Source organism: Corynebacterium sp. ES2715-CONJ3, assembly GCF_024814365.1.
GTDB lineage: Bacteria > Actinomycetota > Actinomycetes > Mycobacteriales > Mycobacteriaceae > Corynebacterium.
Window position 1 is genome coordinate 58,396 of the sequence record NZ_JANUXS010000007.1, and the last position, 22,464, is coordinate 80,859.

At 53.2% G+C, this 22,464-nt stretch carries 22 protein-coding genes and 6 tRNA genes; 15 read left to right on the plus strand and 13 right to left on the minus strand.

Annotated features, from left to right (window positions below):
• Positions 1-32: 32 nt before the first annotated feature.
• From NXT00_RS08740 to NXT00_RS08750, 3 genes are read right to left on the minus strand one after another with little or no spacing between them, the layout of a single operon-like run.
• Positions 33-371 carry a DUF393 domain-containing protein gene (locus NXT00_RS08740; RefSeq protein ID WP_259158750.1) on the minus strand — a complete coding sequence of 113 codons (339 nt, stop codon included), beginning with the start codon at positions 369-371 and terminating at the stop codon, positions 33-35.
• Positions 371-937: a nicotinamidase gene (locus NXT00_RS08745; RefSeq protein ID WP_259080190.1), complete on the minus strand. Its 567-nt coding sequence runs from the start codon at positions 935-937 to the stop codon at positions 371-373. Before NXT00_RS08745 ends, NXT00_RS08740 begins: the two co-directional genes overlap by 1 nt.
• A gap of 43 nt (positions 938-980) precedes the next feature.
• Positions 981-1,628, minus strand: a complete 648-nt coding sequence (locus tag NXT00_RS08750) for a lipocalin family protein (RefSeq protein ID WP_259158752.1) — start codon at positions 1,626-1,628, stop codon at positions 981-983.
• 83 nt (positions 1,629-1,711) lie between these two features.
• On the opposite strand from NXT00_RS08750, the gene NXT00_RS08755 reads away from it, so the two are divergent.
• A complete protein-coding gene (locus tag NXT00_RS08755) occupies positions 1,712-2,620 on the plus strand; it encodes an exodeoxyribonuclease III (protein ID WP_259158753.1) in 909 nt (302 codons plus the stop codon).
• 50 nt (positions 2,621-2,670) lie between these two features.
• Here the strand turns inward: NXT00_RS08755 and NXT00_RS08760 are convergent.
• Both NXT00_RS08760 and NXT00_RS08765 read right to left on the minus strand, forming a co-directional pair.
• Positions 2,671-2,746, minus strand: a tRNA-Lys gene (locus NXT00_RS08760).
• Between the two features lie 137 nt (positions 2,747-2,883).
• Positions 2,884-2,959, minus strand: a tRNA-Lys gene (locus NXT00_RS08765).
• A gap of 300 nt (positions 2,960-3,259) precedes the next feature.
• Between NXT00_RS08765 and NXT00_RS08770 the strand changes: the two genes are divergently transcribed.
• Positions 3,260-4,435, plus strand: coding sequence for an Ig-like domain-containing protein (locus tag NXT00_RS08770; RefSeq protein WP_259158755.1), 1,176 nt, complete (start codon positions 3,260-3,262; stop codon positions 4,433-4,435).
• 82 nt (positions 4,436-4,517) lie between these two features.
• On the opposite strand, the gene NXT00_RS08775 is transcribed toward NXT00_RS08770, so the two are convergent.
• Both NXT00_RS08775 and orn read right to left on the minus strand, forming a co-directional pair.
• Positions 4,518-4,590: transfer RNA gene (locus NXT00_RS08775), tRNA-His, on the minus strand.
• Positions 4,591-4,635: 45 nt separating this feature from the next.
• Positions 4,636-5,268 (minus strand): oligoribonuclease, encoded by a 633-nt coding sequence (gene orn, locus NXT00_RS08780; RefSeq protein WP_259080198.1) that lies wholly within the window; start codon positions 5,266-5,268, stop codon positions 4,636-4,638.
• 217 nt (positions 5,269-5,485) lie between these two features.
• On the opposite strand from orn, the gene cmrA reads away from it, so the two are divergent.
• Complete coding sequence (cmrA, locus tag NXT00_RS08785; RefSeq protein WP_259080200.1) at positions 5,486-6,286, plus strand: mycolate reductase; 801 nt, start codon at positions 5,486-5,488, stop codon at positions 6,284-6,286.
• A gap of 45 nt (positions 6,287-6,331) precedes the next feature.
• Here cmrA and NXT00_RS08790 read toward each other — a convergent pair.
• A tRNA-Arg gene (locus NXT00_RS08790) sits at positions 6,332-6,408 on the minus strand.
• Between the two features lie 96 nt (positions 6,409-6,504).
• On the opposite strand from NXT00_RS08790, the gene NXT00_RS08795 reads away from it, so the two are divergent.
• The 5 genes from NXT00_RS08795 (at position 6,505) to NXT00_RS08815 (ending at position 12,236) form a co-directional block, all read left to right on the plus strand.
• Positions 6,505-8,508 (plus strand): bifunctional copper resistance protein CopD/cytochrome c oxidase assembly protein, encoded by a 2,004-nt coding sequence (locus tag NXT00_RS08795; protein WP_259080202.1) that lies wholly within the window; start codon positions 6,505-6,507, stop codon positions 8,506-8,508.
• Between the two features lie 204 nt (positions 8,509-8,712).
• The gene (locus NXT00_RS08800; RefSeq protein ID WP_259080203.1) at positions 8,713-9,297 is read left to right on the plus strand and encodes a single-stranded DNA-binding protein; all 585 of its coding nucleotides are present in this window, start codon (positions 8,713-8,715) and stop codon (positions 9,295-9,297) included.
• A 132-nt stretch (positions 9,298-9,429) separates the two neighbouring features.
• Complete coding sequence (gene ettA, locus NXT00_RS08805) at positions 9,430-11,100, plus strand: energy-dependent translational throttle protein EttA (protein ID WP_259080204.1); 1,671 nt, start codon at positions 9,430-9,432, stop codon at positions 11,098-11,100.
• Between the two features lie 109 nt (positions 11,101-11,209).
• Complete coding sequence (locus NXT00_RS08810) at positions 11,210-11,623, plus strand: thioesterase family protein (RefSeq protein WP_259080205.1); 414 nt, start codon at positions 11,210-11,212, stop codon at positions 11,621-11,623.
• Entirely contained in the window at positions 11,616-12,236 is a 621-nt protein-coding gene (locus tag NXT00_RS08815) for a hypothetical protein (RefSeq protein WP_259158756.1), read from the plus strand. Before NXT00_RS08810 ends, NXT00_RS08815 begins: the two co-directional genes overlap by 8 nt.
• On the opposite strand, the gene NXT00_RS08820 is transcribed toward NXT00_RS08815, so the two are convergent.
• From NXT00_RS08820 to pepN, 3 genes are all read right to left on the minus strand, one after another.
• On the minus strand, positions 12,233-12,646 hold the full coding sequence (locus NXT00_RS08820; protein ID WP_259080207.1) for a globin: 414 nt from the start codon (positions 12,644-12,646) through the stop codon (positions 12,233-12,235). The genes NXT00_RS08815 and NXT00_RS08820 overlap by 4 nt on opposite strands.
• A gap of 1 nt (position 12,647) precedes the next feature.
• A complete protein-coding gene (locus NXT00_RS08825; protein WP_259080209.1) occupies positions 12,648-13,559 on the minus strand; it encodes a mechanosensitive ion channel family protein in 912 nt (303 codons plus the stop codon).
• A 67-nt stretch (positions 13,560-13,626) separates the two neighbouring features.
• Complete coding sequence (gene pepN, locus NXT00_RS08830; RefSeq protein ID WP_259158757.1) at positions 13,627-16,233, minus strand: aminopeptidase N; 2,607 nt, start codon at positions 16,231-16,233, stop codon at positions 13,627-13,629.
• Positions 16,234-16,397: 164 nt separating this feature from the next.
• Between pepN and NXT00_RS08835 the strand changes: the two genes are divergently transcribed.
• Both NXT00_RS08835 and NXT00_RS08840 read left to right on the plus strand, forming a co-directional pair.
• A complete protein-coding gene (locus NXT00_RS08835; protein ID WP_259080215.1) occupies positions 16,398-17,030 on the plus strand; it encodes a DsbA family protein in 633 nt (210 codons plus the stop codon).
• 10 nt (positions 17,031-17,040) lie between these two features.
• Entirely contained in the window at positions 17,041-17,514 is a 474-nt protein-coding gene (locus NXT00_RS08840) for a ribose-5-phosphate isomerase (RefSeq protein WP_259080216.1), read from the plus strand.
• A 36-nt stretch (positions 17,515-17,550) separates the two neighbouring features.
• Here NXT00_RS08840 and NXT00_RS08845 read toward each other — a convergent pair whose 3' ends face one another.
• Positions 17,551-18,285, minus strand: coding sequence for a DUF1542 domain-containing protein (locus NXT00_RS08845; protein WP_396124968.1), 735 nt, complete (start codon positions 18,283-18,285; stop codon positions 17,551-17,553).
• A 161-nt stretch (positions 18,286-18,446) separates the two neighbouring features.
• Entirely contained in the window at positions 18,447-18,677 is a 231-nt protein-coding gene (locus NXT00_RS08850; protein ID WP_259080218.1) for an AlpA family transcriptional regulator, read from the minus strand.
• A gap of 358 nt (positions 18,678-19,035) precedes the next feature.
• On the opposite strand from NXT00_RS08850, the gene NXT00_RS08855 reads away from it, so the two are divergent.
• The 5 genes from NXT00_RS08855 to NXT00_RS08875 all read left to right on the plus strand — a co-directional run bounded on the left by NXT00_RS08855 (position 19,036) and on the right by NXT00_RS08875 (position 22,457).
• A tRNA-Gly gene (locus NXT00_RS08855) sits at positions 19,036-19,110 on the plus strand.
• 399 nt (positions 19,111-19,509) lie between these two features.
• Positions 19,510-19,586, plus strand: a tRNA-Pro gene (locus NXT00_RS08860).
• 91 nt (positions 19,587-19,677) lie between these two features.
• Positions 19,678-21,030 carry a trigger factor gene (gene tig, locus NXT00_RS08865; protein ID WP_259080221.1) on the plus strand — a complete coding sequence of 451 codons (1,353 nt, stop codon included), beginning with the start codon at positions 19,678-19,680 and terminating at the stop codon, positions 21,028-21,030.
• A 163-nt stretch (positions 21,031-21,193) separates the two neighbouring features.
• Entirely contained in the window at positions 21,194-21,793 is a 600-nt protein-coding gene (locus NXT00_RS08870) for an ATP-dependent Clp protease proteolytic subunit (RefSeq protein WP_259080223.1), read from the plus strand.
• Between the two features lie 37 nt (positions 21,794-21,830).
• The gene (locus tag NXT00_RS08875) at positions 21,831-22,457 is read left to right on the plus strand and encodes an ATP-dependent Clp protease proteolytic subunit (protein WP_259080261.1); all 627 of its coding nucleotides are present in this window, start codon (positions 21,831-21,833) and stop codon (positions 22,455-22,457) included.
• Positions 22,458-22,464 lie beyond the last annotated feature (7 nt).

Below are 22,464 nucleotides of genomic sequence, written 5' to 3' on the forward strand. Positions count from 1 at the left end.
AGATTAAAAACCCTGCCGGAACCGGCAGGGTTTTATTTCTTTGCCAGGGAGCACCCCAGGTGATGGCGATGTGCGGCAATAAAACGATATCCCGCCCCGGCGAAAGGGGTGTGGTCGACCACAGGGGCGAGATGCGGCCACGGGAAAACCATATGGCGCATCAACGCGGCGATAGCGTGGTTTTCTACTAGTTCGGCACCACCAGGCTCGGCTATATAAATGGCGGTCTGGCTGGGATCAGCGTTGAGGGGGTGGGGCCACGTGGTAGCAGGGATGAGAGCCATATCGTTTCTTGCGATGCGCTGGCGGGCGAAGTGAGCGAGCCGAGTGCACAATCTGCAGTCGGGATCATATAAAAAGCTAGCGGTCATTACACTAACTGAGCCCCGCGCGAGAGCATTTCTTTATAGGCGGCTGCCCCAGATTCTTCGCTCACAGGGGCACAGAGATCACTCAGGACGCGCACCTCGAAGTCGTGCGATAGAGCATCTAAGACCGTCGCTTTAACGCAGTAATCGGTGGCAATGCCGCAAATATCGAGGATCTCAATATCACGCTCGCGCAACCACTGCGCTAATGGCTGAGAGGTATCATGAGATTGGCCCTCAAAACCGGAATAAGCAGGCTCATACTGGCCCTTGAGAAAAACCTCATGAAGGTAGATCAGTACCGAATCGAGAGCCGGGTGAAATTCCGCTCCCTCGGTACCAGCCAAGCAGTGCACCGGCCACGTTTGCTCAAAATCGGGCTCGGCGGCGAAGTGTCCCGCGGGTTCAATATGCCAATCTTTGGTGGCAACCACCGCATCGTAAGTGCGGTGGCGCTCAGCGAGATGATCTGCAATGGCTTCTGCTACCAGCTCCCCCCGGGCGGTAGCTAAACTACCACCGGGGCAAAAGTCATTTTGAACGTCAACAATAATGAGGGCTCGTTTCATATCCCCCACTCTAGGTCAAAAGTCCCAGCTGGGGGTAAAAAAACTAAGGAAGTTGGCAGAGAGGGGTAGTATCGGCTCGCCCGTTGATCGTCGGGGTAGTCAGGAATGCACACGACCACCAACCACGCTGCTCAATCAATTGACGAACCTCACGCCACTTCTCATCACTGATATGGGGGGTGCGCGAAAGAACGAAGCCAGAACTACGGTTCGGGCTACCGACAATAGCCATAGAATAATCAGGGGCTAAATAGGTTATCCGGTAATTCCCGGGACGATTGGGCCGCTGGAAGGGGATGCCACGGAAATCCACCCGGAGGGTGGCGTCGCTACGAATTTCGGCAGAGCCATCAACAATCGAGGGCCCGAAAACGGTCGAGCAGCGATTAACCACACTGACGGCATCCTCACGGATACGCTCATATGTGGCCGTGGTATCAGTCAGGCACATGATCGTATACGGCTGTGGAATGGCGGCCAGCTGATACCACGTTCCCTGATAGCGGTCGAGATCTACAGTACCTCCAAATTCCGGTAGCGGGGGGCCGGGTGCGGGGAAGAGCTGCGCATAGAGATCGGAGGAGCCACCGGCGAAACGGCCCCCATTAAAAATGTCTTGAGCATGAGTTGGTGTGATTAGACCTGCGCTCATCACGAGGGCGGCACAGATACTCAGTAGGCGACGCTTCATAGAAAATCCTTTCGAAGGGAAAAGCTTATAAACCTTAAGCTTACACAAGATATGAGAGAAGACTCGTGCGTTAAACTGGCCACATGACTGTGACAATAGCGAGTGTGAACGTCAACGGAATCCGTGCAGCGAGTAAAAAACGCAATGAGTCCAATCACGGCATCAACCCATGGTTGAAGGACACTGAGGCCGATATCGTCCTCATCCAAGAAGTACGCGCAACCGAGGCTCAAACCCGTGCGGCTCTCGCCCCAGCCCTCGAATCGGGATGGAATCTAGTTATGGCGGAATCCCTCCTACCCGGCACCAAGGGGCGCGCTGGGGTGGGTATACTCTCCCGCGGCGAGTTTACTAATACCTCGATCGGATTCGGAAACTTTAGTGAGGCGGGTCGCTGGATCGAGGCCGATACTCTGGGCATTCATATTGCTTCGCTCTATCTCCCATCCGGCGAAACCAACTCCCCGAAATTAGATGAGAAATACACTTTCCTTGATGAGTTTGCCGATATTCTCAGCGAGCGGGCCAAGAGCCACCCAAATATGGTGATCGGTGGGGACTGGAATATCTGCCACCGTTCAGAAGATCTCAAAAATAATAAGCCCAATGAGAAAGTATCCGGCCACCTCCCCGAGGAGCGCGCTTTTCTTGATCATGTATTTGGTTCCTTCCCCGATGCCACCCCTCAAAATAAAGAGCGACTATGGCAATGGCAAGGAACTGTGAATTACAGCGCCAAAACTATGTGGCAACCAGCACAGGATCCGCAATGGTTTGATATCAGTCGCCGCCTGGCTCCTGAGGTACCAGGCCCATATACCTGGTGGACATACCGCGGCCAAGCGTTCAATAACGACGCCGGGTGGCGCATCGACTACCAAGCAGCAACGAAGGCAATGCTCGACCGAGCAGAAAAATGTTGGGTAGAGAAGGCCCCCAGCGTCGAGCAACGTTGGTCCGATCACGCACCCTTGCTGGTGCGATACGCATAAGGGCGACATAAAGAAGTCCGCTCGGGCTCCAACCCAGCGGACTGTTTCTTTGGTGCGCCATCAGGGACTTGAACCCCGAACCCACTGATTAAGAGTCAGTTGCTCTGCCAATTGAGCTAATGGCGCAAGAGTGCGTAATTAAACACGCAACGAAGAAAGACGCTACACCACATATTTTTAATTAGGCAAATCCTCAAGATCGTCTCGGGCTGAATATAATGAAGACCTCGTTGGATTCATATCCAACGAGGTCTTGACGTATCTGGTGCGCCATCAGGGACTTGAACCCCGAACCCACTGATTAAGAGTCAGTTGCTCTGCCAATTGAGCTAATGGCGCAAGGTTGCGCTAAGCAACGAAGAAAAATATAACAGTTTCTTCCATTCCGCGCAAAAGTGCTCGTCAGAGGCGGTATTAGAGATAAGAGCGATAGCGGCTGGAAATGGGCCAGGGACTTAGAAGCTGCTATCGCCTCAACCTCGGTGTGCTTGTCCATCTTCACACCAGAGTAGTGGATAATAATAAAGTGCAGTTCATTGTTTAGGATGTTTAGGATGGATATCTAAATCAATAATCCACCTATAAACGCACTCTATTCGTCCAGTAAGTCCCACGTCGTCGAAGGAATCCCGCATTTTTATGGCTTTTACGCGCGCATTTTCCACCCTCTTATTAGCAGGATTGGTGATGGTTCAGATCACTGCGTGCACCATTGATCAAAAGACCGATGGTGCAGCCCAGTCCGTCGCGCCCACCACGTCTGTCGTTGTCGCCCAAGCGCCCCAAGCGAGCGTTAAGGACGGAGCGAGTAAGGTCCCGCCCAATAAGCCCGTGTTAGTGAAATCACTCGGTGACGGACTCTCGTCGGTAACTATGACCAATGAAGAGGGGTATCAGGTCAAAGGCGAGATGGATGCAGATATGATGGGGTGGACCACAGCCGAAGATCTCGGATTCAACCGCGAATATACACTGGTTGCTACTGATAAAAATGGAGAAAAAACAACAGCTGCTTTCTCCACCATCAAACCCAACTCCCTGGTGAACACCTCTCTGGCCCCGCTCGACGGCGCCGAGGTGGGCGTGGGGCAAACAATCGCCGTCATTTTTGATTCCTACGTGGAAAACCGCAAGGCTGTGCAGGACGCTATTCGTATTACGACCGAGCCAAAGGTTGACGGGGCATTTTATTGGATCTCTAATCAACAAGTGCGCTGGCGACCCGAAACATTCTGGGAACCAGGAACCAAAGTGTCGGTGGATGCGAATCTCTACGGTATTGAGCTTGCCGATGGTGTCTATGCCAATAATGGCAATAAGGCTGACTTCACCATTGGTTCCCGAGTCGAAGCCATTGTCGATGATTCAACGAAGGCGATGACCATTTTCAAGGACGGTGAGGCTGTAAAGACGATGCCCGTCTCCTTGGGCTCCGATAAATGGCCGACCCCCAATGGCATCTATATCATCGGAGATCAGTATGAATCCTTGTTAATGGATTCATCAACGTTCGGATTATCAGTCGCAGACGGGGGATACCGCACCCCGGTATCCTATGCCACCCAAATGTCCTATTCGGGTATCTTCGTCCACGCCGCCCCCTGGTCACTTGGGGCTCAGGGAAATTCCAATGTTTCTCACGGCTGCGTGAATGTCAGTACCGAGAACGCTGCGTGGTTCCAGAACTTTGTTAAGCGTGGAGATATAGTCACGGTGAAAAATACCAAAGGCGGTATCCTCTCCGTCTACGACGGTCTGGGTGATTGGAATATCGAGTGGGAGCAGTGGAAGGCTGGCAACGCCTCCATCTCCTAGTACAAAAACTCCCCCTTTAGAGATGAGGGGGAGTACAAAAGTGGCCCCCGTGCATATACGGAGGCCACTTCTATCTATTGGGGGTGGCTGACGGGGCTCGAACCCGCGACACCCAGGATCACAACCTGGTGCTCTACCAGCTGAACTACAGCCACCACGCTACCGTTTAAAGCAGCGAGGACTATATTAACCCGAGCCTTCTATTTTTCCAAAAATGACTGGTAGCGTGCGGTGGCAGCCTCCTGTGCGGCTGAGATATCCGGTGACGATAGATCGGTGCTCATCAAGCTGCGGCGGTAGTAATCTAGTTCTCGAATAGACTCCACGATATCGGCCAACGCGCGGTGCGCGAGCCCCTTTTTCGGCTGATGAAAATATACCGGCGGGGCCCAGCGACGGGAGAGCTCTTTGAGAGTTGAGACATCAATCATCCGGTAGTGCAGAGCTTTATCTAAGCGCGGCATATAGGCGCGAATAAAACTGCGATCGGTGGCAATCGAGTTTCCCGCAAGAGGTGCTGGGTGCTCTGGATCGCAGTGCTGAGCAATAAGGTCGAGGATGGCCTCCTCAGCTTCGGCCATAGTCACAGGGGAGTCCATGATGTCCTGAAGCAGCCCCGACTCGGTATGCATAGTGCGTACAAAATCATCCATATGCGCCAGTTGAGCGGAATCGGCGTGAACAACGATATCGACGCCGTCGCCGATGATATTGAGCTCGGCATCGGTGATGATCGCTCCAACTTCAACAATAGTGTGAAGGTTAGGGTCGAGCCCGGTCATCTCCAGATCGATCCACACCAAGCGGTTATTTTTCGCAGCTATTTCACTCATACTTTTCTACCTTAGTAACTTTGCCAGACAACAATGACATAGACAGCCGTTTCTTCGGCAACGAAGCAGGTAGGCTTAGACAATGAGATTCCCATTGGCAAGAACCAAAAACCAAGAATCTAGAACCAAGAGCCAAGAACTCTGACACGTAGCGACACTTAGCTACACGTAGTGACAAATAGCCGAGACACCATATCAAGACCTCAAGGAGAATATAATGAGCTTACCTGCACCCACCTTAGAATCTCGGGCGCTCATCACCGGCGCAAGCCAAGGGATTGGGCGTCAGATGGCCAAAGATCTGGCCGCGCGGGGCTATAATCTCATCTTGGTTGCCCGGCGCTCAGATGTTCTGGAAGAACTAGCGGAATCTTTGCGTAAACAACACGCGATTACTGCAGAGGTCTATCCCTGCGATCTCTCCGATACCGCCCAGCGCGCCCAGATGATCGAAGACGTATTCACCCAGCCTATCTCTATCGTGATTAACTCTGCTGGCATCGCCAGTTTTGGCCCTTTTATCTACCAGGATTGGGAATACGAGACTGCGCAATTTGAGCTCAACGCCCGAGCAGTATTCGAGATCACTAAGGCCGCCGTAGACAATATGCTCAAGCGCGGATCCGGAGCTATCTGCAATGTAGGCTCCGCGGCCGGCAATATCGCCATTCCCAATAATGCCACCTACGTATTCACTAAAGCGGGTGTGAATGCATTCACCGAGGCTCTTCACTATGAGCTTAAACCTCTTGGCATAAGCTGCACACTTCTTGCCCCTGGGCCGGTGCGGGAGGCCACTATTGATCCTAGTGAGCAGTCGATTGTGGACAAGGTCGTCCCCGATTTTCTGTGGACCACCTATGAATCGTGTTCGGAGGAGACCTTGGAGGCAATGGCGAACAATAAGCGTCGCGTTGTCCCAGGACCGCTATCTAAGGCTATGAATACGCTGTCTCAGATTATCCCGGGGGCAGTTCTTAGCCCCGTAATGGGATGGTTCTATTCCAAGATGGCTTAGCTTGAGACAAAAAATCCCGTGGGCTGAACCCACGGGATTTTTCTATGGTGCCCCCAGAGGGACTCGAACCCCCGACCAATCGGGTAGAAGCCGACCGCTCTAATCCACTGAGCTATGGAGGCAAACTCTGCTAGCTAGACTAACCCACAACCCGTGCGGAACAAAAACTTCCCAGCCCTAGATACCTAAAGCCACTCATTGAGATTAGGGTGTTAAGCATGCAGGAACAGAAATCGGGGGCACAGGTGCGCCCCATGTGGCCACTGTATGTGTTGTGCTTCTCTGTGGCGGGCCTCATTGGGGCGGTAATCGCTTGGGGGTTTCTTTCGGAATCGCTCGCGGCCCTCGGCATTCCGGATCCAGGCCCCGCCACCACAGCAGGATTTCCTTTCTTAAGGGCAGCGGCATGGTTTCTCGCGGCCCTAAGCTCTGGATCCTTCCTTTTCTCAGCCTTTTTACTCAGTCCCAGAAAGCACGATCTCTACCAAGCTCCGCTTACTGTAGACGGTGTAATCGCAGCCCGTACCGGCATGGTGGCGGCGTGGTGTTTTAGCGCTGTTGCTTTAGTGATGGTGCCCATGGTGCTCTCCGATATTTCGGGGCAACCCTTTATTGAGGCGCTGCGCCCTGCTAACTGGCCAGTGGCAATTTCCCAAGTAGCGGAATCCCAAGCGTGGTTGGGTTCAGCCGTTATTGCAGCGCTAGTGGGGATAGCAGCATTCTTCTCCAAGAATTGGCGCTCTCAACCGCTTTTATGCGCCGGAGCTCTCTTGATTGTCTTGCCACTCGGTTTGGAAGGGCACTCGGCCGCGGGCGGAGATCATGACTACGGTACTAACTCATTGCTGTGGCATTTGCTTTTTATGCAGCTCTGGGTGGGCGGGCTCATGGCACTCATAGCCCACGGCCGCAGACTGGGGCCCCAGATGGTCCAAGTAGTAGGTCGCTATTCCCATATCGCCCTCGTCTCGGTGATCATGTTGGCACTATCAGGCTTTATCAATGCCGCTATCCGGGTACGCCCTGAGCACCTTCTCACCACCGGCTATGGGCGTGTCATAGTAGCTAAGGCGGTATTAATAATCGCCCTCGCACTGTTCGGTTTCTGGCATCGTCAGCGCACCATACCTGCTTTAAGAAGTGGGGATCACACCCCGTTTCTGCGTGTGGCTATCGGTGAGGCAGTAGTCATGGCGGCCACCATCGGGGTGGCAATCTCACTAGGCCGAACGCCACCCCCGCCACCACGTGTTTTCGATCTCAGCCCTATGGCCTTGGAGATGGGCTACGACCTCACCGTCAAACCCACCATCATCTCCATCTGGACGGTCTGGCGTTTCGATATTATGTTCTCCTTCTTCGGCCTGGTGCTCATTGGCCTCTACCTCTGGGGTCTGGTTCGAGCCAAAAAGAAGCAGATTCGATGGTCAAAATTCCGCACCATGTGGTGGATGCTGGGCGCAGGAGCTCTGGTGATCTGCATGAGTTCTGGAATAGGGCTCTATATGCCGGCGCTCTTCTCCATGCATATGGTGACCCATATGTTGTTGTCCATGGTGATTCCTGTATGTCTAGTTCTGGGCGCTCCTTTGCGCCTGTTAATGAGTGTCACCGAGCCAGGGCACGGGGGAGTGCGAGAATGGGTTGAAGCGTTACTGCAATCACGTATTCTCACCGTAATCATGTACCCAGCCGTCAATACCATTCAGTTCACTGGATTCTTCTACGTGCTTTATATCACCCCGTGGTACGACTATGTGGTATCCGAACACGCCGGCCACCTATTGATGAACTGGGTCTTTCTCATCTCTGGCTATATTTTCTACTGGGAGATGATCGGTGAGGATCCCAAGCCGCGTGAAAATTCTGTGCTCTCGCGGCTCTTGTGGCTGGTTTTTGCGATGCCCTTCGATCTCTACTTCGGGGTATACCTCATGCAGCTGTCGACCATTCTGGCCGAGGACTTTTATGCATCACTTAATCTTCCTTGGGGCGTGGACTTGATGCACGATCAGAATGTAGGTGGCGGTATCGCGTGGGGTTCCGGTGCCTTCCCGCTCATTATTGTTTTCGGAGCATTGTTTAGACAATGGCTCAAAGAAGACCGCAAGCAGCAGCATATCTACGACGAAAAGGCGGATCAAGATGATGACGCTGATTTAGAGGCCTATAACCAGATGCTGGCGTCGATACGCACGAACGACGGGAAACCCCAAGGCTAGGAAAATCTCAAGCTGGCATATTATCCACAGGATCCAGTCACACCTACTGACTCGCCGCGACGTGGGGATCACAATCAACGACACTGAGGGTATCGAAAACTCTGCTCAATCAGCAGCTCACGCAAGGGATGGCGCTGGGCAGTGTGGAAACGGGCAGGGACGGTGATCCACTATTCGTATCCCATGAAAGGGGATTAGATCCTTATGCTCAGCACAACCACTATCGTTGGAAATCTCACCAGCGATCCCACTGTCTATCATTTCCCGTCCGGCGCAATGCTCACCAAATTCCGCATTGCTTCCTCTCGGTATCGTCGCGACCCACACCACGCCGATACCGGCAACTCCGAGACCGCTAGAGATTCTGCTCAATCCGATCACAGCCGGGTCGAGAATTCTGGGTTTATCAGCTATAACCAGCTCTATATTGATGTAGAGTGCTGGGGGAACTTGGCCCATAACGCTCATCTCGCCCTAGGGGAGGGTGGTAAGGGCACTCAGGTGATTGTACTCGGGGATCTCATCCACAAAGAATGGGAGCGGGAAGGCAAGACCGAATCTCGGATTGTGGTTCGAGCAACGCATATCGGGGTGGATATGCGCAAATATGCCTGTCGCTATCACCGCAGTGAGTTGGATAAAGCCCGGAGAGCCGAAACCGTGAGCATTGAGCCAGAGAGCGAACAGATTGTGCGCGACGTCATTCAGCTCGATGAGGTTAACGCTAAGGAAATCACAACCCCTACGAGTAAAGGGAGAGCTCATACGCCAACCGTTGTGAGTGCCTAGGCATTGCCCATCTATAAGACCGACATGAGGTATCGGTCTTATAGATGATGTGGTGCGCTTTTTTGGGTAGTGATGTACTGTTTTGGGTGATCTGATAGTTATAAAACGATTGACATATAAGGGGCAGATAACGTGGGTGAATTCATCTATACGATGAAGAATGTGCGCAAAGCCATTGGCGATAAAGTCATCTTGGACAATGTGACCATGGCTTTCTACCCAGGCGCAAAGATCGGTGTGGTAGGACCTAATGGTGCCGGTAAATCCTCCATCTTAAAAATCATGGCCGGGCTCGACCAGCCCTCCAATGGTGAGGCATTCCTCGACCCAGGTGCGACCGTTGGTATCCTCCTGCAGGAACCACCCCTGAACGAAGAAAAGACCGTCCGCGAGAATGTGGAAGAGGGTCTGGGCGAGATCTTTGAAAAGAAAAATCGTTTCGAGGCCATCGCCGAAGAAATGGCCACTAATTACACTGATGAGCTCATGGAAGAGATGGGTAAACTCCAGGAAGCTCTCGACGCTGCCGATGCCTGGGAAATCGATTCTAAAATCGAGCAAGCTATGGAAGCTCTGCGCTGTCCTCCCTCTGATGCGCCCGTCACCCACCTCTCCGGTGGTGAAAGGCGCCGTGTTGCTCTAGCCAAGCTGCTCCTCTCTGAGCCAGACCTGCTGCTTCTCGACGAGCCCACTAACCACCTCGACGCTGAATCCGTTCTGTGGCTCGAGCAGCATTTGGCCAAATACCCAGGGGCCGTTTTGGCGGTTACCCACGATCGGTACTTCCTAGATCACGTAGCTGGGTGGATTTGTGAGGTCGACCGCGGCAAGCTCTACCCCTATGAAGGTAACTATTCCACTTACCTCGAGAAGAAAGCTGAGCGCTTAGAAGTTGCTGGTCAAAAGGACCGTAAGCTGCAAAAGCGCCTGAAAGAAGAGCTTGCTTGGGTACGTTCTGGTGCGAAAGCTCGTCAGGCGAAGAATAAAGCGCGTTTGGCTCGCTATGAGGAAATGGCTGCTGAGGCCGAGCAATATAAGAAGCTCGACTTTGAAGAGATTCAGATTCCTACTCCACCCCGCCTGGGTGCCCAGGTGGTGGAGGTCAAGGACCTAGTCAAGGGCTTCGATGGTCGCACCTTGATTAAGGATCTCTCTTTCACGCTTCCGCGCAACGGTATCGTGGGTGTTATCGGCCCCAATGGTGTGGGTAAGACTACTCTCTTTAAAACTATCGTGGGCCTCGAGAGCCCCGATGCTGGTGAAGTAAACGTGGGCTCCACCGTGCAGCTGTCCTATGTGGACCAGGGACGTGAAAATATCGATCCAGAGAAAACCGTATGGGAAGTAGTCTCGGATGGTTTGGACTATATCCACGTAGGCCAGAACGAGATGCCCTCACGAGCCTATCTCTCCGCATTTGGTTTCAAGGGCGCCGACCAGCAAAAACCTTCTAAGGTTCTCTCCGGCGGTGAGCGCAACCGTCTCAATCTAGCGTTGACTCTTAAGCAGGGCGGGAACCTGATTCTGCTCGACGAGCCCACCAACGACCTCGACGTTGAAACCCTGTCCTCTCTGGAAAATGCTCTCCAGCAATTTCCAGGCTGCGCCGTGGTGATTTCGCACGACCGCTGGTTCCTAGATCGCACCTGTACCCATATTCTTGCCTGGGAAGGCAATGTTGCCGAAGGCCAGTGGTTCTGGTTCGAAGGTAACTTCGAAGATTACGAAAAGAATAAGGTGGAACGCCTCGGCCCCGAGGCCGCCCGCCCTTCGCGGGTAACGCACCGCAAGCTTACCCGCTAATGGATAACCGCCGTGAACACCCACGGCGGTTCTTTTTAAACCCAATCAGCCTCAACACTGTTAGCCTAGAGAGAGATTAATAACAGATGAGAAAGGCTCCACCTACGTTATGACCAGTGATAGTCACCACGGTGTACATATTGAAAAAATACCCACAAGATGGGGCGATTTTGATCAATTCCACCACATCACAAACTCTGCCTATATTGAATTGGCTCAAGAGGCTCGCCTCATTTACGCACAACGCGAATTTGGCAAGCGCGGACTCGATATTCCAGCTGCATTTGTGCGCAAGATTGAAGCTGAATACCTCCGACCCATCCTTTCCAATACCAAAGAGGTGACAGTAGAAACTCAGGTCATCGAGATTGGGAATACCTCCTTTTGTACTCGGCAAGTCATTAGAGATGCCGATGGGACAGTGGCATGCACCATCGACGTTGTTCAAGTGGCCGTCGATATTGTCACGGGGAGCCCGCGTCAGCTTAAAGATAGCGAAGTTAAGGTTCTTTCTCTTGCATAACAGCGATATATCCCTCGTTGTTACCGGAGGTTTAGGGGGACTTCGGTCCCTCATTGAGCGAGCGATACTTTTTGATGAGCACACATTCGTACGTCTTCAGCAAGTTGAATCAGGTGTCGAAGCTTTTGTACCCACGGGTTTTGGGGTACTTATCTCCAGAAGGGTGTCGGGCAGTATTAGCCGGAGTGGGGCGGTGCTGCGCGCTGCTGACCTTTTCGGGCAAGGACCATACCCTACTCACGATGCCTCCTGGTCCGCGGGTGCGCTGCCTCGCGTCGAGGATTTTCAGCTGATCGACGAGATCCCCGCCGCTGCGGTTTATCAGCTCGCTACTCAAGGAAGCGCGCTGGCCCGACAATTCTCTGGTCCGCTTGGGCCGCCACAATCGCTGATGAATCAAACCGTTATCACTGTGAGCAATGCCCACACCCAGGTAGAGATACCAATGCGGATGATTTTTGCTCTCCAAGCATTCGGACTCATTCCCACTGATAGCGCACCTATTGATATTCCGCGACACCTTCGCGTCTCCGGCTTAGGGGTGTGGATACGAGTAGACGCCCCCTATGGGAGCGCCTACTATACCTCTGCCGCAAATCTTTTGGGCCTTTAACGTTGGTTGATCAGCATATATGCTACCCGTGTCATATGAGAGTCGATAGCTTCACGAAGAGTGGGATCCAGATTTTCTTCTTCGTTAAGAGCGTTCGTCATCATCTCTAACCAACGTTTAGCCTCGACCTCTCCTATAGCAAAAGGTGCGTGACGCATCCGCAGCCTGGGATGTCCGCGGTTATCGCTATAGGTAGTGGGCCCACCCCAGTATTGTGCAAGGAAGGTCCTCAGACGCTCCTCGGCGCCCTCGAAATCGTCTGCAGGATACATTGGTCCGATGAGATCGTCAGTGCGAACCTGATGGTAGAAGCGGCGCACGACGCGGGTGAAAAACTCATTCCCACCCACTGCCTCGTAGAGAGTGCGGGGGTCTGTGTGGCTTGAGGGAGTATCGAGAGGAGAGGACATATTATTCATCTTCGATCTGATAGAAGTGACGGTAGGGTAGGGCAATATTGGCGGACCTTAGATTATTGAGTACACGTTGGTGAATATAGCGTTCGACGGTCCACTGCTTATCGGGGAGGGTGCGTACCCGGATGCGTAACTGGATATAATCCGCACCAATTTCGTTGACACCATCGATAAGCGGCTTATCCAAAATGAAACCCTTTAATTTCTCGGACTCGATGGCCTCGAGGGTGGTAGCCGCGAAGATCTCCATAGCACGCTCGATATCGGCGCGGTAGCTTATCGGCGCTGTGAGGTGAGCGATGGAATAATCTTGGCTGTAATTACCTATTCTCTGAATTTCACCGTTACGGATAAACCACAGTGTACCTTTGACATCGCGCACGGTAGTAAGGCGTAAAGATACCGCCTCGACTGTTCCGATTACTTCACCAGCATCGATAAAATCGCCCACCCCATACTGGTCCTCAATGAGCATGAAGATACCGGAAATAAAATCCTTCACCAATGTTTGGGCGCCAAAACCTAAGGCAACACCCGCGATGCCTGCAGAGGCAATAAGCGGGGCCACATTAACCCCGAGGATCCCTAAAATCGAAAGAGCCGCCCATGTCCACACGACAATACTCACTGCGCTTCGTGCGACGGAACTGAGAGTGCGGATCCGTGACTCACGCTGAGCCTGCTTCGTGACTTCCAGGGAGCTAAGAGCTTTGGTGAGCGCAGCGTATTCGTGCTGCGGTCTCGTCGAGCGGCTTAAGTGTACTTTCGCAGCTTTTTGGATGGCAAAGCGTAGTCCAGCGTGGAGAGCAACAGCTGCCACCAAGGTCAATATGATCTTGAGGGGAGCATTGACGAGCCAGTGCCAGATCACCGGGTGATCGGCTATAAATTGAGAAATTGTGTCCATGATTTACGCCATAGTAGTAAATATTCCCCGCCGCTTCTTAATAAGAGCAGCGACGGGGGAGTACGAGCTAGGCGGCATCGACAGCGCGATTTCTTATGGCGCGCTCCACCAGAGCCTGCTGCTCGGTAAGAATACGCCGGATACCGGCACTGATCGTATGTGAGTCGAGGAAGTTCTGGGTGCGCTTGACCCCTTCGGGGCTGATATCCCACGCGGGATACAGACCTGCGAGCACACCCTGGGCCACCTCGGAGGTGAGGTTATCCCATAACCATGGCACCTTTTCGAAGTATCGGTCATTGAGTTGCTGGAGCAGTTCTGGGCGGGCAAGACCCGTGAGTCCGGCCATTTTATAGCGCAGGGTGGTATTACTCAGCCGGTGGCCCTCTTCGGTGATTTCAGTAAAAACTGCAGCTTTATTAGTGGCTGTATTTTCAGATGCCCGCACTAAATGCGCATATAGTTTGCCCGTCGCCGAGGGATCAATGGTGCTCAGGGAAACGATCTCTGCCTCCAGATCTGCCACTGCACCCGCCGCAACAAGCGCACGCAAGGCGCGCCACTGGAGTTGGTGATCGGCTACGAGCCCATTTAGTTCTGGTTCACCGTCGACGATGCTGCGCATGAGAGCCCGCCCCCTATCGTCTAAGGGGTTGGCGCACAGCTCTTGAACGAAGGCGAGTTGGGTATCAGATCCCGCTTCAGCGGCAGCAGCGGCGTCGATCAGTGCATTGCTGAAACGCTGTGCACCGGTGTCCTTAACCCACTGTGGATCGGCATAGACTTCGAGTGCCTGGGTGGCTTGGCCGAGAACGCGCTGGAGGACCGAGATTTCCGTTTCAATGGGAGCGCCGGTGATCACCAGGTCGACAAAGTCGCGGGCGCGCATGTCGCCTGCTCGTACCATTTCCCAGCACGCCGACCAGATAAGGGTGCGTGCCATGGGATCTGCAATTCGGTCGATATTTTTGGCAGCAAAGTCTCGAGAGTCCGCATCGAGCTTCATGAGACAGTAGGTGAGATCGTCGTCGTTAACGAGGACGAGATCGGCAGCTTGGTGGCCTATTAATTGGTCGAGTTCGACGCGCTCGCTGTCGATATCGACCTCGAGACGATCGGTGCGTACTACCTGCCCGTCGATCAACGAATAGAAGCCAATGGCAACGCGGTGTGTACGATATTCGCCGGCCCCTGGGTGCGCCCCAGACTGGGTAAGGGCGAAAGAGGTATAGCGATTATCCTGGACACTAAAATCCGCGCGCAGTTCATTAATTCCGGTAGTTTTGAGCCACTGCGCGGCCCAATCAGAGAGATCGCGTCCGGAACTGGCACTAAGAGTGTGTAAAAGATCAGCGAAAGTAGCATTACCGAAGGCATGATTGGCAAAGTGTTGGCGTACTCCAGCGAAGAATGCCTCACGGCCCACATAGGCCTGGAGCTGCTTGAGGACGGATGCGCCCTTGGCATAAGTTATGCCGTCAAAATTCTGTTCGGCGGTTTCCATATCGCTGGCATCGGTGGATATAGGGTGGGTTGACGGCAGCATATCCTGCTTATAGGCCCAGGCCTTGGTGTCGGTGGCAAAGGTGACCCACGCGGTATCGTATTGGGTGGCTTCCGACTGGGACACGCACGCGGCCCAGGTAGCAAAGGACTCGTTGAGCCAGAGGTCGTCCCACCACCGCATAGTAACCAAATCCCCAAACCACATATGAGCCATCTCATGCAGAATAGTTTCGCAACGTCGTTCGTAGGCGGTTCGTGTATTCTTCGAGGTGAAAATATACTCGTCGCGGAATGTGACAGCTCCGGCATTCTCCATGGCTCCCGCGTTGAATTCGGGGACAAAAAGCTGGTCGTATTTGCCGAAGGGGTACGCCATCCCGAAATTCTCATGGTAGAAGTCGAAGCCTTGCTTGGTCTCGAGGAAGATAGCGTCGGCGTCCAGGTGATCACTTAAAGATTTCCGGCAGTAGATGGCCAACGGTATCTCTAACTCGGTGTGCTCAGCAGCAGGTGTCTCTGGGTGGTGGGTGAGAGTGCCGTGCCAGAGATCGGAGGCCATATGATAATCACCAGAGCATATGGCGACGAGGTAGGTAGACAGCGGGTAATCAATCTCGGAGGAGAAGGTTGCTACGCCCTTATCCGCTTCACTCATGACTTGCGGTGCATTGGTGATCACCTTCCAGTGCGCTGGGGCCGTGACATGGATGGAGTAGGTGGCTTTTAGATCGGGTTGATCGAAACACGCGAAGACGCGCTTGGCATCGGCTGGCTCAAACTGGGTATAGAAATATACTTCCTCGTCAACGGGATCAACAAAGCGGTGCAGACCTTGACCGGTATGGGAAAACTCCATGGTGGATACCACTGTGAGCTGATGGCTGCCCACCGAGAGATTATCGAGGGAGAGCCCGTTGGTAGCGTCGTACACGTTATTGTTGCGCACAGCTTGGCGAGTGATATCCTCCCCATCCAACGTTACGCTGGACACCTCGGAGGCAACCAGATCGATGAAGGTAGATCCTTCCTCTTTGACCTCGAAATCAACAGTGGTGGTGGCGGGGAAGTGGGTATCACCAGTGATATCAATGTGGAAATCATAGTGCTTAATATGCAGCATTCGTGAGCGTTGAGCTGCTTCTACTTGAGTGAGATTGATAGAGGACATGATTCCTTCCACGTGGCTGATTATTAGTAGTCATTCTATTCTCCTCTAGGCGGGGTGCAAAGACTCGACGATCATCGCTCGCCTGAGGCAAAAGGTCACTAGAGTGGTGATATACCAAGAAAATATAGAAAATACAGAAAATACAAGGATCAGAAAGGTCCCCTATGTCTACTCAATCGCTAAGTTTTTGGTTCGATGTCTCGTGCCCCTTCTGCTGGATCACCTCGCGATGGATCAAGGAAGTGGAAAAGGTTCGAGATATCGAGGTGACCTGGATTCCTATGTCGCTCTCGGTTCTCAATGAGGGCCGCGATCTCGACCCCGCATATATGCGCAAAATGGAGGCCAATTGGGGTCCTGCGCGCGTTTTTGCACAGGTTGCTGATACTCAACCTGAGAAAGTCGATGCCCTTTATACGGCACTCGGCACACTGATCCACCCAGGAGGTGAGGGTGCTAAGGAAGGTGACGGTGCCTACGATGAGCTCATTGTCAAAGCCTTGGAAGACGTTGGCTTAGATATATCTCTCGCCGATATTGCCCATTCCACCAAGGCTGATGAGAAATTGCGCGCCTACCATCAGTCGGCGATGGATGAGGTGGGCAATGATGTAGGGACCCCAGTAATCAAGTTGGGCGAGACTGCATTCTTTGGGCCAGTGTTGACGCGAATTCCACACGGGGAGGAAGCTGGCAGGGTTTTCGACGGTGCAATGGCGTTAGCGAATTACCCCCACTTTTTCGAACTGAAGCGCTCGCGGACAGAGTTCCCCGATTTTGATGAACGAAGAGGTTAGACTCATCGATATGCGTATTTATCTCGGAGCAGACCATGCTGGTTTCGCTATGAAAACACTCATCATTGACCATCTTAAGAATAATGGGCACGACGTCGTCGACTGTGGCGCCTTCGAATATGATGCCCTAGACGATTACCCTGCCTTTTGTCTCGCTGCGGCTAAGGCTGTGGTGGATGATCCAGGTTCCCTCGGCATTGTCCTTGGGGGGTCTGGAAATGGGGAGCAAATTGCTGCTAATAAGGTACCGGGTGCGCGCTGTGCTTTAGCGTGGAGTGTGGAGACGGCTAAGCTTGCCCGCGAGCATAATAATGCGCAACTCATTGGCATCGGCGGCCGGATGCATAGTGAACAAGAGGTTCTAGCCATCGTAGATGCTTTCCTAGCCCAATCATGGAGCGAGGAGCCCCGACATCAGCGCCGTATTGATATCCTGAGCGAATTTGAAGCAACCGGGCATTACCCAGAAGTGCCAGGAGCATAATAAAAAACCTCGAAGAGTAGTTCTTCGAGGTTTTTATTAAAAATCGAATCCGCCGCCGTCGAAAAATCCGCCGCCCATATCTCCGTCGAAAAATCCGCCACCGCCATCGTCGGGGAGAATATCGCCGTTACCTACAGTATCGCCACCAATATCGTGGCCGCCGTCGTAGGCGGCAGCGTCGGCGGCAGCGTCGGCGGCAGCGTCGGCGCCTGCCATTCCCCCAAACATGGATGAGAAGAGGACAGCCGAGCCCACGGCCCACATGCCCGTGTGTAGTGCACCCGCCCACCATGCGGTGGAGTACCAGCCGGCGGGAACCGGGCGCCCAGCCACCACACCACCTGGATAGTAATTGGGGGTGCGGTGCGTCGGGCGTGGGGAGGCGGTAATAGCCTGCCCCTCAAAGGTAATGGTACGCTCCTCGGTCACGCGACCGGCCTTTTGTTGCCCTTCGAGCAATGGGAGCGCGGGTCCAGCCGGTAGTTCCATGATCTCTCGAGCAGCTTGTATATAGTACAGACCCTCGAGGGCGGCCTCGCGAGCTAATGCTGCCTGTCTGGGAGTTTGGGCGGATTGAATTTGAGCGCTAGAGGCAGTGTGGCGCTCGGAGGCATCTGCAAGTGCTTGGGTGGAAGCCTTATCGGTACCAGATAGGGTCAGTATCTGGGAGCCCAGACGCTCATTCCAGTGCCGAGCTTCTGCGATGGCGTCGGAAAAGTCGGTAGCACTCAGTTTTGTGCTAGCGCTATTGCTGCGTAGGAGGACAACGATGAGAGCAATTATGAAGCCTAAGAGAATGGCGAATAACACAAATAATTCCTTGGATTGGTGTGAAAATCGTCTATTAATAAGAAGAACGTTTAACAGATAAAAAAGTTCCCCAAACGCGCCCAGTAGCACCGTTCGGGGATCGGATCAATTATAGGTTCGTCCTAAGAAACGCTATCCTTAGAGGGCTTCGCCGATTGTCGTTGATCGGTCCACTGCCTGATCTCCTCAGAGTCCCAGAGTGTGAGGCCGTGGTGCTTAGTCACTGGTTTGGGTGCGCGACCGCGACCGGCATAGCTTGTGAAGGTGCCCCTGGCGGTACCAGAAAACTGGGCGCACTCGATTGCGGTCCAGAGTTCGCGACCCGTATCAGCGTCAATGATGGTTGGCTTCATAGGAATAAATAATAATCCATCAAGGTCAAAAATAATAATACTTTACTAATTTATTATTTACTTCCCAGCTCAGCGAGATATATTCAGCATCGAGTGGTCTTTTTAGTGATTTTGCAGCGGTAGTAGCGGCAATGAGCAGTGCACGCCTGTGATGTAAAACGCCTTTATATGTGCCTACGTGTGCGCGTGGGCGTTAACTCGGCGGATACTGGGAAGGGTGGATGTGGCCGGTCGTGGGTCGCCCACCTTTACTCGGTCTTGTCGCGCGTGCTGCGTCCTCGAATTTTGCAAAATTTTCCGCTGTCGTTTAGGCTATTTCTGTGTTGCACAGAAGCGCAGCAAATATATAGCAGAATATGGGAATGTCGTATAGTGGCTATTACCCCAGTCTTCCAAACTGGTGACGCGGGTTCGATTCCCGTCATTCCCTCCATAACTTAAGCCGCCTACAAGTAGACCACCGTCTTAGTAGTCGGCTTTTTTCTTTGCGCAACCCTCTTGGGCTATGAGGAAATAGCCCGCGTCAACGCCTGCAGTGTCGTCGAGATTGTCAGGTCGAGAGGGACTATCCACAGGGTGGTTAGTGTATCAGCGGCCAAATATCACCGTCTGCGGCTTATCCCTATCTGTGTATTTAGGTGCGAGTCGTGGAGGCGGAAAGTACGGCGCGGCACGACATGCAATTCTCAAGTCTAAAATCTTCAAACCACTCCAGAAACTGTGGAGAAGTGGATCAAAACTAAAGTGCACGATGAACAGCGGTTTTGGTTTTTAATCTAATCCGTGGCACAATTCTTTACGTCGCTCAAAGCGGCTTGTCTGTTTAGGCAATCGGGACGTGGCGCAGCTTGGTAGCGCACCTGTTTTGGGTACAGGGGGTCGCAGGTTCAAATCCTGTCGTCCCGACCATAACCCCCGAGGAGCATATTTAACGAAATGCACCTCGGGGGTTTATAGTCAATATGCCCATATAATCTATATATAACAGGAGAGATCGCTCGTGAAGAGTTCCGTCGAAAAGCTGAACGATACCCGAGTCAAGCTGACTGTCGAGGTTCCGTTCGAGGAACTAAACAACGAGATCGACAAAGCTTATAAGGCTCTGGCCGCTCAGGTGAATATTCCCGGTTTCCGTAAAGGCAAGGCGCCACGCAAGCTTATCGACGCTCGCTTTGGACGCGGCCCAGTTTTGGAGCAGGTCATCAACGATATGCTGCCCGTACGCTACCAGCAAGCTGTAGCAGACAATGATCTGGCTGTTATCGGTCAACCCGACGTAGACGTTACCAAGATGGAAGACGGCGAACTCATCGAGTTCACTGCTGAGGTTGATATCCGCCCAGAGATCTCCCTCCCAGACTTCTCCGCTATGTCTGTTGAAGTACCAGCATTGAGCGATAACGCAGCCGAAGAGGCTGTGGAGGCGGAAATTGATCGTTTGCGCGAGCGCTTCGGCGAGCTTAGCGATACCCGACGCAAGCTCAAGACCAACGACTTCGCGATCATCAACCTGGTAGCTAGCGTTGACGGTAAGGAGATCGAGGAGTCCAAGGCTGATGACCTCACCTACCAGGTAGGCCAAGGCGATCTCATCGACGGCCTCGATACCGCTCTGCGCGGACTGAAGACCGGCGAAGAAGCCGAGTTCACCACAACACTCAATATCGCCGAGTATAAAGACCAAGAGGCCACCGTGAAGGTGACTGTCGTACAGACCAAGGAGCGCAAGCTGCCTGAACTCAATGACGAGTTCGTGCAAGAAGCCTCCGAATTTGACACGGTCGATGAGTTGCGCGAATCAACCGCTTCCCAGGTAGACGATCGCCTGAAGGCAGAGCAAGCCTCCGCCATCCGCGACGCTGTCTTAGAAGCAGCACTCAAGCAGTCAGAGTTCCCATTGCCTGAGTCCTTGGTTAAGGAGCAAGCCGAGAACGCTCTGCGCGGTACCTTCGGAGAAGCTGCTTCCAACGAGGCTGTTATCGATGAATACCTCAAGTCACAAGGTTCTTCCCTGGAGCAGTTCAAGGCAGAGGCTCATGAGAACGCCGAGAAGAATGTTCGCAACCAGCTCTTCCTAGACGTGTTGGCCGAGCAAGAAAATCCTGAAGTATCTCAGTCCGAGCTCACCGATCATATTCTGTTCACTGCGCAGGCCTATGGCATGGACCCGAACCAGTTCGTGCAGTCCTTACAGCAGGCTGGCCAGATCGGAGCGCTCTTTGCTGACGTCAAACGCGGTAAGGCCCTTGCGGCTGCTATCTGTCGTGTCACCGTCACCGACGACTCCGGCGCCAGCATTAACCCCGAAGACTACTTTGGTCTCGAGGACGAGCCCGAGGAAGAAGAAAACTAAAGCTCTCCCCATAGCCCGGAAGATTTCCCATTACCAGTAGCTGGGAAATCTTCTGGGCTTTTTCCTTAGCTATCCGCTTATAGCGAACAAGGAGGTGTATTACCCTTCTTGGGCGGTAAGGTGGAAGAAACTAGAGAAATTTCACGATACAAGGAGTTTAATCATGAGCGAGCAGTTAACGACGATGTCCGCCCAGCCGGGTTTAAATTTAGGCGATTCCGTATTCGAGCGTCTCTTACGCGAGCGGATTATTTTCCTCGGTACCGAGGTGAACGACGAGATTGCCAATAAGCTCTGTGCGCAAATTCTGCTGCTCTCCGCAGAAGATCCCACGCGCGATATTTCGCTCTATATCAACTCCCCTGGTGGCTCCGTCACTGCGGGTATGGCCATCTATGACACCATGAAATATTCGCCGTGTGATATCGCAACCTATGGCATGGGGCTTGCAGCTTCGATGGGTCAATTCCTGCTGTCCGGTGGAACCCCAGGCAAGCGCTATGCGCTGCCCCATGCGCGTATCATGATGCACCAGCCATCGGCAGGTGTTGGTGGTACCGCTGCTGATATCGCTATTCAAGCCGAACAGTTCGCCCAAACTAAGCGCGAAATGGCAGAACTGATTGCTGAGCACACGGGCCAGTCCTTTGAGCAAATCACCAAGGACTCGGATCGTGACCGTTGGTTTACTGCCACAGAGGCTAAAGAGTACGGCCTCGTGGACCACGTCATCACTCTGGCACAGGGCCCGATTGCTAACTAGAAGCACACCGTAAAAGGAAATTGGAGAAATGAATTCTATGAAACACGGCCTCGAGATGCCTTCCGCCCGTTACGTGCTTCCCAGCTTCGTGGAGCAGTCGGCCTATGGGACAAAAGAAACCAACCCCTATGCCAAACTGTTCGAGGAACGCATTATCTTCCTGGGCTCGCAGGTGGACGATACTTCAGCTAATGATATTATGGCGCAGCTCCTCGTCCTTGAAGGTATGGATCCGGACCGAGATATCACCATGTACATCAATTCGCCCGGCGGTTCTTTTACCTCGCTGATGGCCATTTATGACACCATGCAGTATATCCGACCCGATGTGCGGACCGTGTGCCTCGGCCAGGCAGCATCCGCAGCCGCGGTACTACTCGGTGCCGGCGCCCCAGGTAAGCGTGCAGCCCTACCAAATGCCCGTATCCTCATTCACCAGCCCGCTACCGAGGGCTCACGCGGCCAAGTTTCTGATTTGGAAATTCAGGCTGCCGAGATCGAGCGCATTCGAACCCAAATGGAGCAGACGCTAGCCCGTCACACCGGACGCACACCGGAACAGATTCGCATCGATACAGACCGAGATAAAATTCTCACCGCAGCAGAGGCCAAGGATTATGGTCTTATTGATGAAGTCTTCGACTATCGCAAGCTCAATCCGTAGACTCTTG

What these genes read in the sequence shown, in the direction of transcription:
- NXT00_RS08740 (WP_259158750.1), bottom strand. Translation starts at nt 371, where the DNA reads ATGACCGCTAGCTTTTTATATGATCCCGACTGCAGATTGTGCACTCGG.
- orn (WP_259080198.1), bottom strand. Translation starts at nt 5,268, where the DNA reads ATGAGTGAAATAGCTGCGAAAAATAACCGCTTGGTGTGGATCGATCTG.
- NXT00_RS08875 (WP_259080261.1), top strand. Translation starts at nt 21,831, where the DNA reads ATGAAACACGGCCTCGAGATGCCTTCCGCCCGTTACGTGCTTCCCAGC.
- NXT00_RS08850 (WP_259080218.1), bottom strand. Translation starts at nt 18,677, where the DNA reads ATGAAGCCAACCATCATTGACGCTGATACGGGTCGCGAACTCTGGACC.
- NXT00_RS08820 (WP_259080207.1), bottom strand. Translation starts at nt 12,646, where the DNA reads ATGTCCTCTCCTCTCGATACTCCCTCAAGCCACACAGACCCCCGCACT.
- NXT00_RS08755 (WP_259158753.1), top strand. Translation starts at nt 1,712, where the DNA reads ATGACTGTGACAATAGCGAGTGTGAACGTCAACGGAATCCGTGCAGCG.
- NXT00_RS08770 (WP_259158755.1), top strand. Translation starts at nt 3,260, where the DNA reads ATGGCTTTTACGCGCGCATTTTCCACCCTCTTATTAGCAGGATTGGTG.
- NXT00_RS08745 (WP_259080190.1), bottom strand. Translation starts at nt 937, where the DNA reads ATGAAACGAGCCCTCATTATTGTTGACGTTCAAAATGACTTTTGCCCC.
- NXT00_RS08835 (WP_259080215.1), top strand. Translation starts at nt 16,398, where the DNA reads ATGTCTACTCAATCGCTAAGTTTTTGGTTCGATGTCTCGTGCCCCTTC.
- cmrA (WP_259080200.1), top strand. Translation starts at nt 5,486, where the DNA reads ATGAGCTTACCTGCACCCACCTTAGAATCTCGGGCGCTCATCACCGGC.
- NXT00_RS08870 (WP_259080223.1), top strand. Translation starts at nt 21,194, where the DNA reads ATGAGCGAGCAGTTAACGACGATGTCCGCCCAGCCGGGTTTAAATTTA.
- NXT00_RS08810 (WP_259080205.1), top strand. Translation starts at nt 11,210, where the DNA reads ATGACCAGTGATAGTCACCACGGTGTACATATTGAAAAAATACCCACA.
- NXT00_RS08800 (WP_259080203.1), top strand. Translation starts at nt 8,713, where the DNA reads ATGCTCAGCACAACCACTATCGTTGGAAATCTCACCAGCGATCCCACT.
- NXT00_RS08825 (WP_259080209.1), bottom strand. Translation starts at nt 13,559, where the DNA reads ATGGACACAATTTCTCAATTTATAGCCGATCACCCGGTGATCTGGCAC.
- NXT00_RS08795 (WP_259080202.1), top strand. Translation starts at nt 6,505, where the DNA reads ATGCAGGAACAGAAATCGGGGGCACAGGTGCGCCCCATGTGGCCACTG.
- pepN (WP_259158757.1), bottom strand. Translation starts at nt 16,233, where the DNA reads ATGTCCTCTATCAATCTCACTCAAGTAGAAGCAGCTCAACGCTCACGA.
- NXT00_RS08750 (WP_259158752.1), bottom strand. Translation starts at nt 1,628, where the DNA reads ATGAAGCGTCGCCTACTGAGTATCTGTGCCGCCCTCGTGATGAGCGCA.
- NXT00_RS08840 (WP_259080216.1), top strand. Translation starts at nt 17,041, where the DNA reads ATGCGTATTTATCTCGGAGCAGACCATGCTGGTTTCGCTATGAAAACA.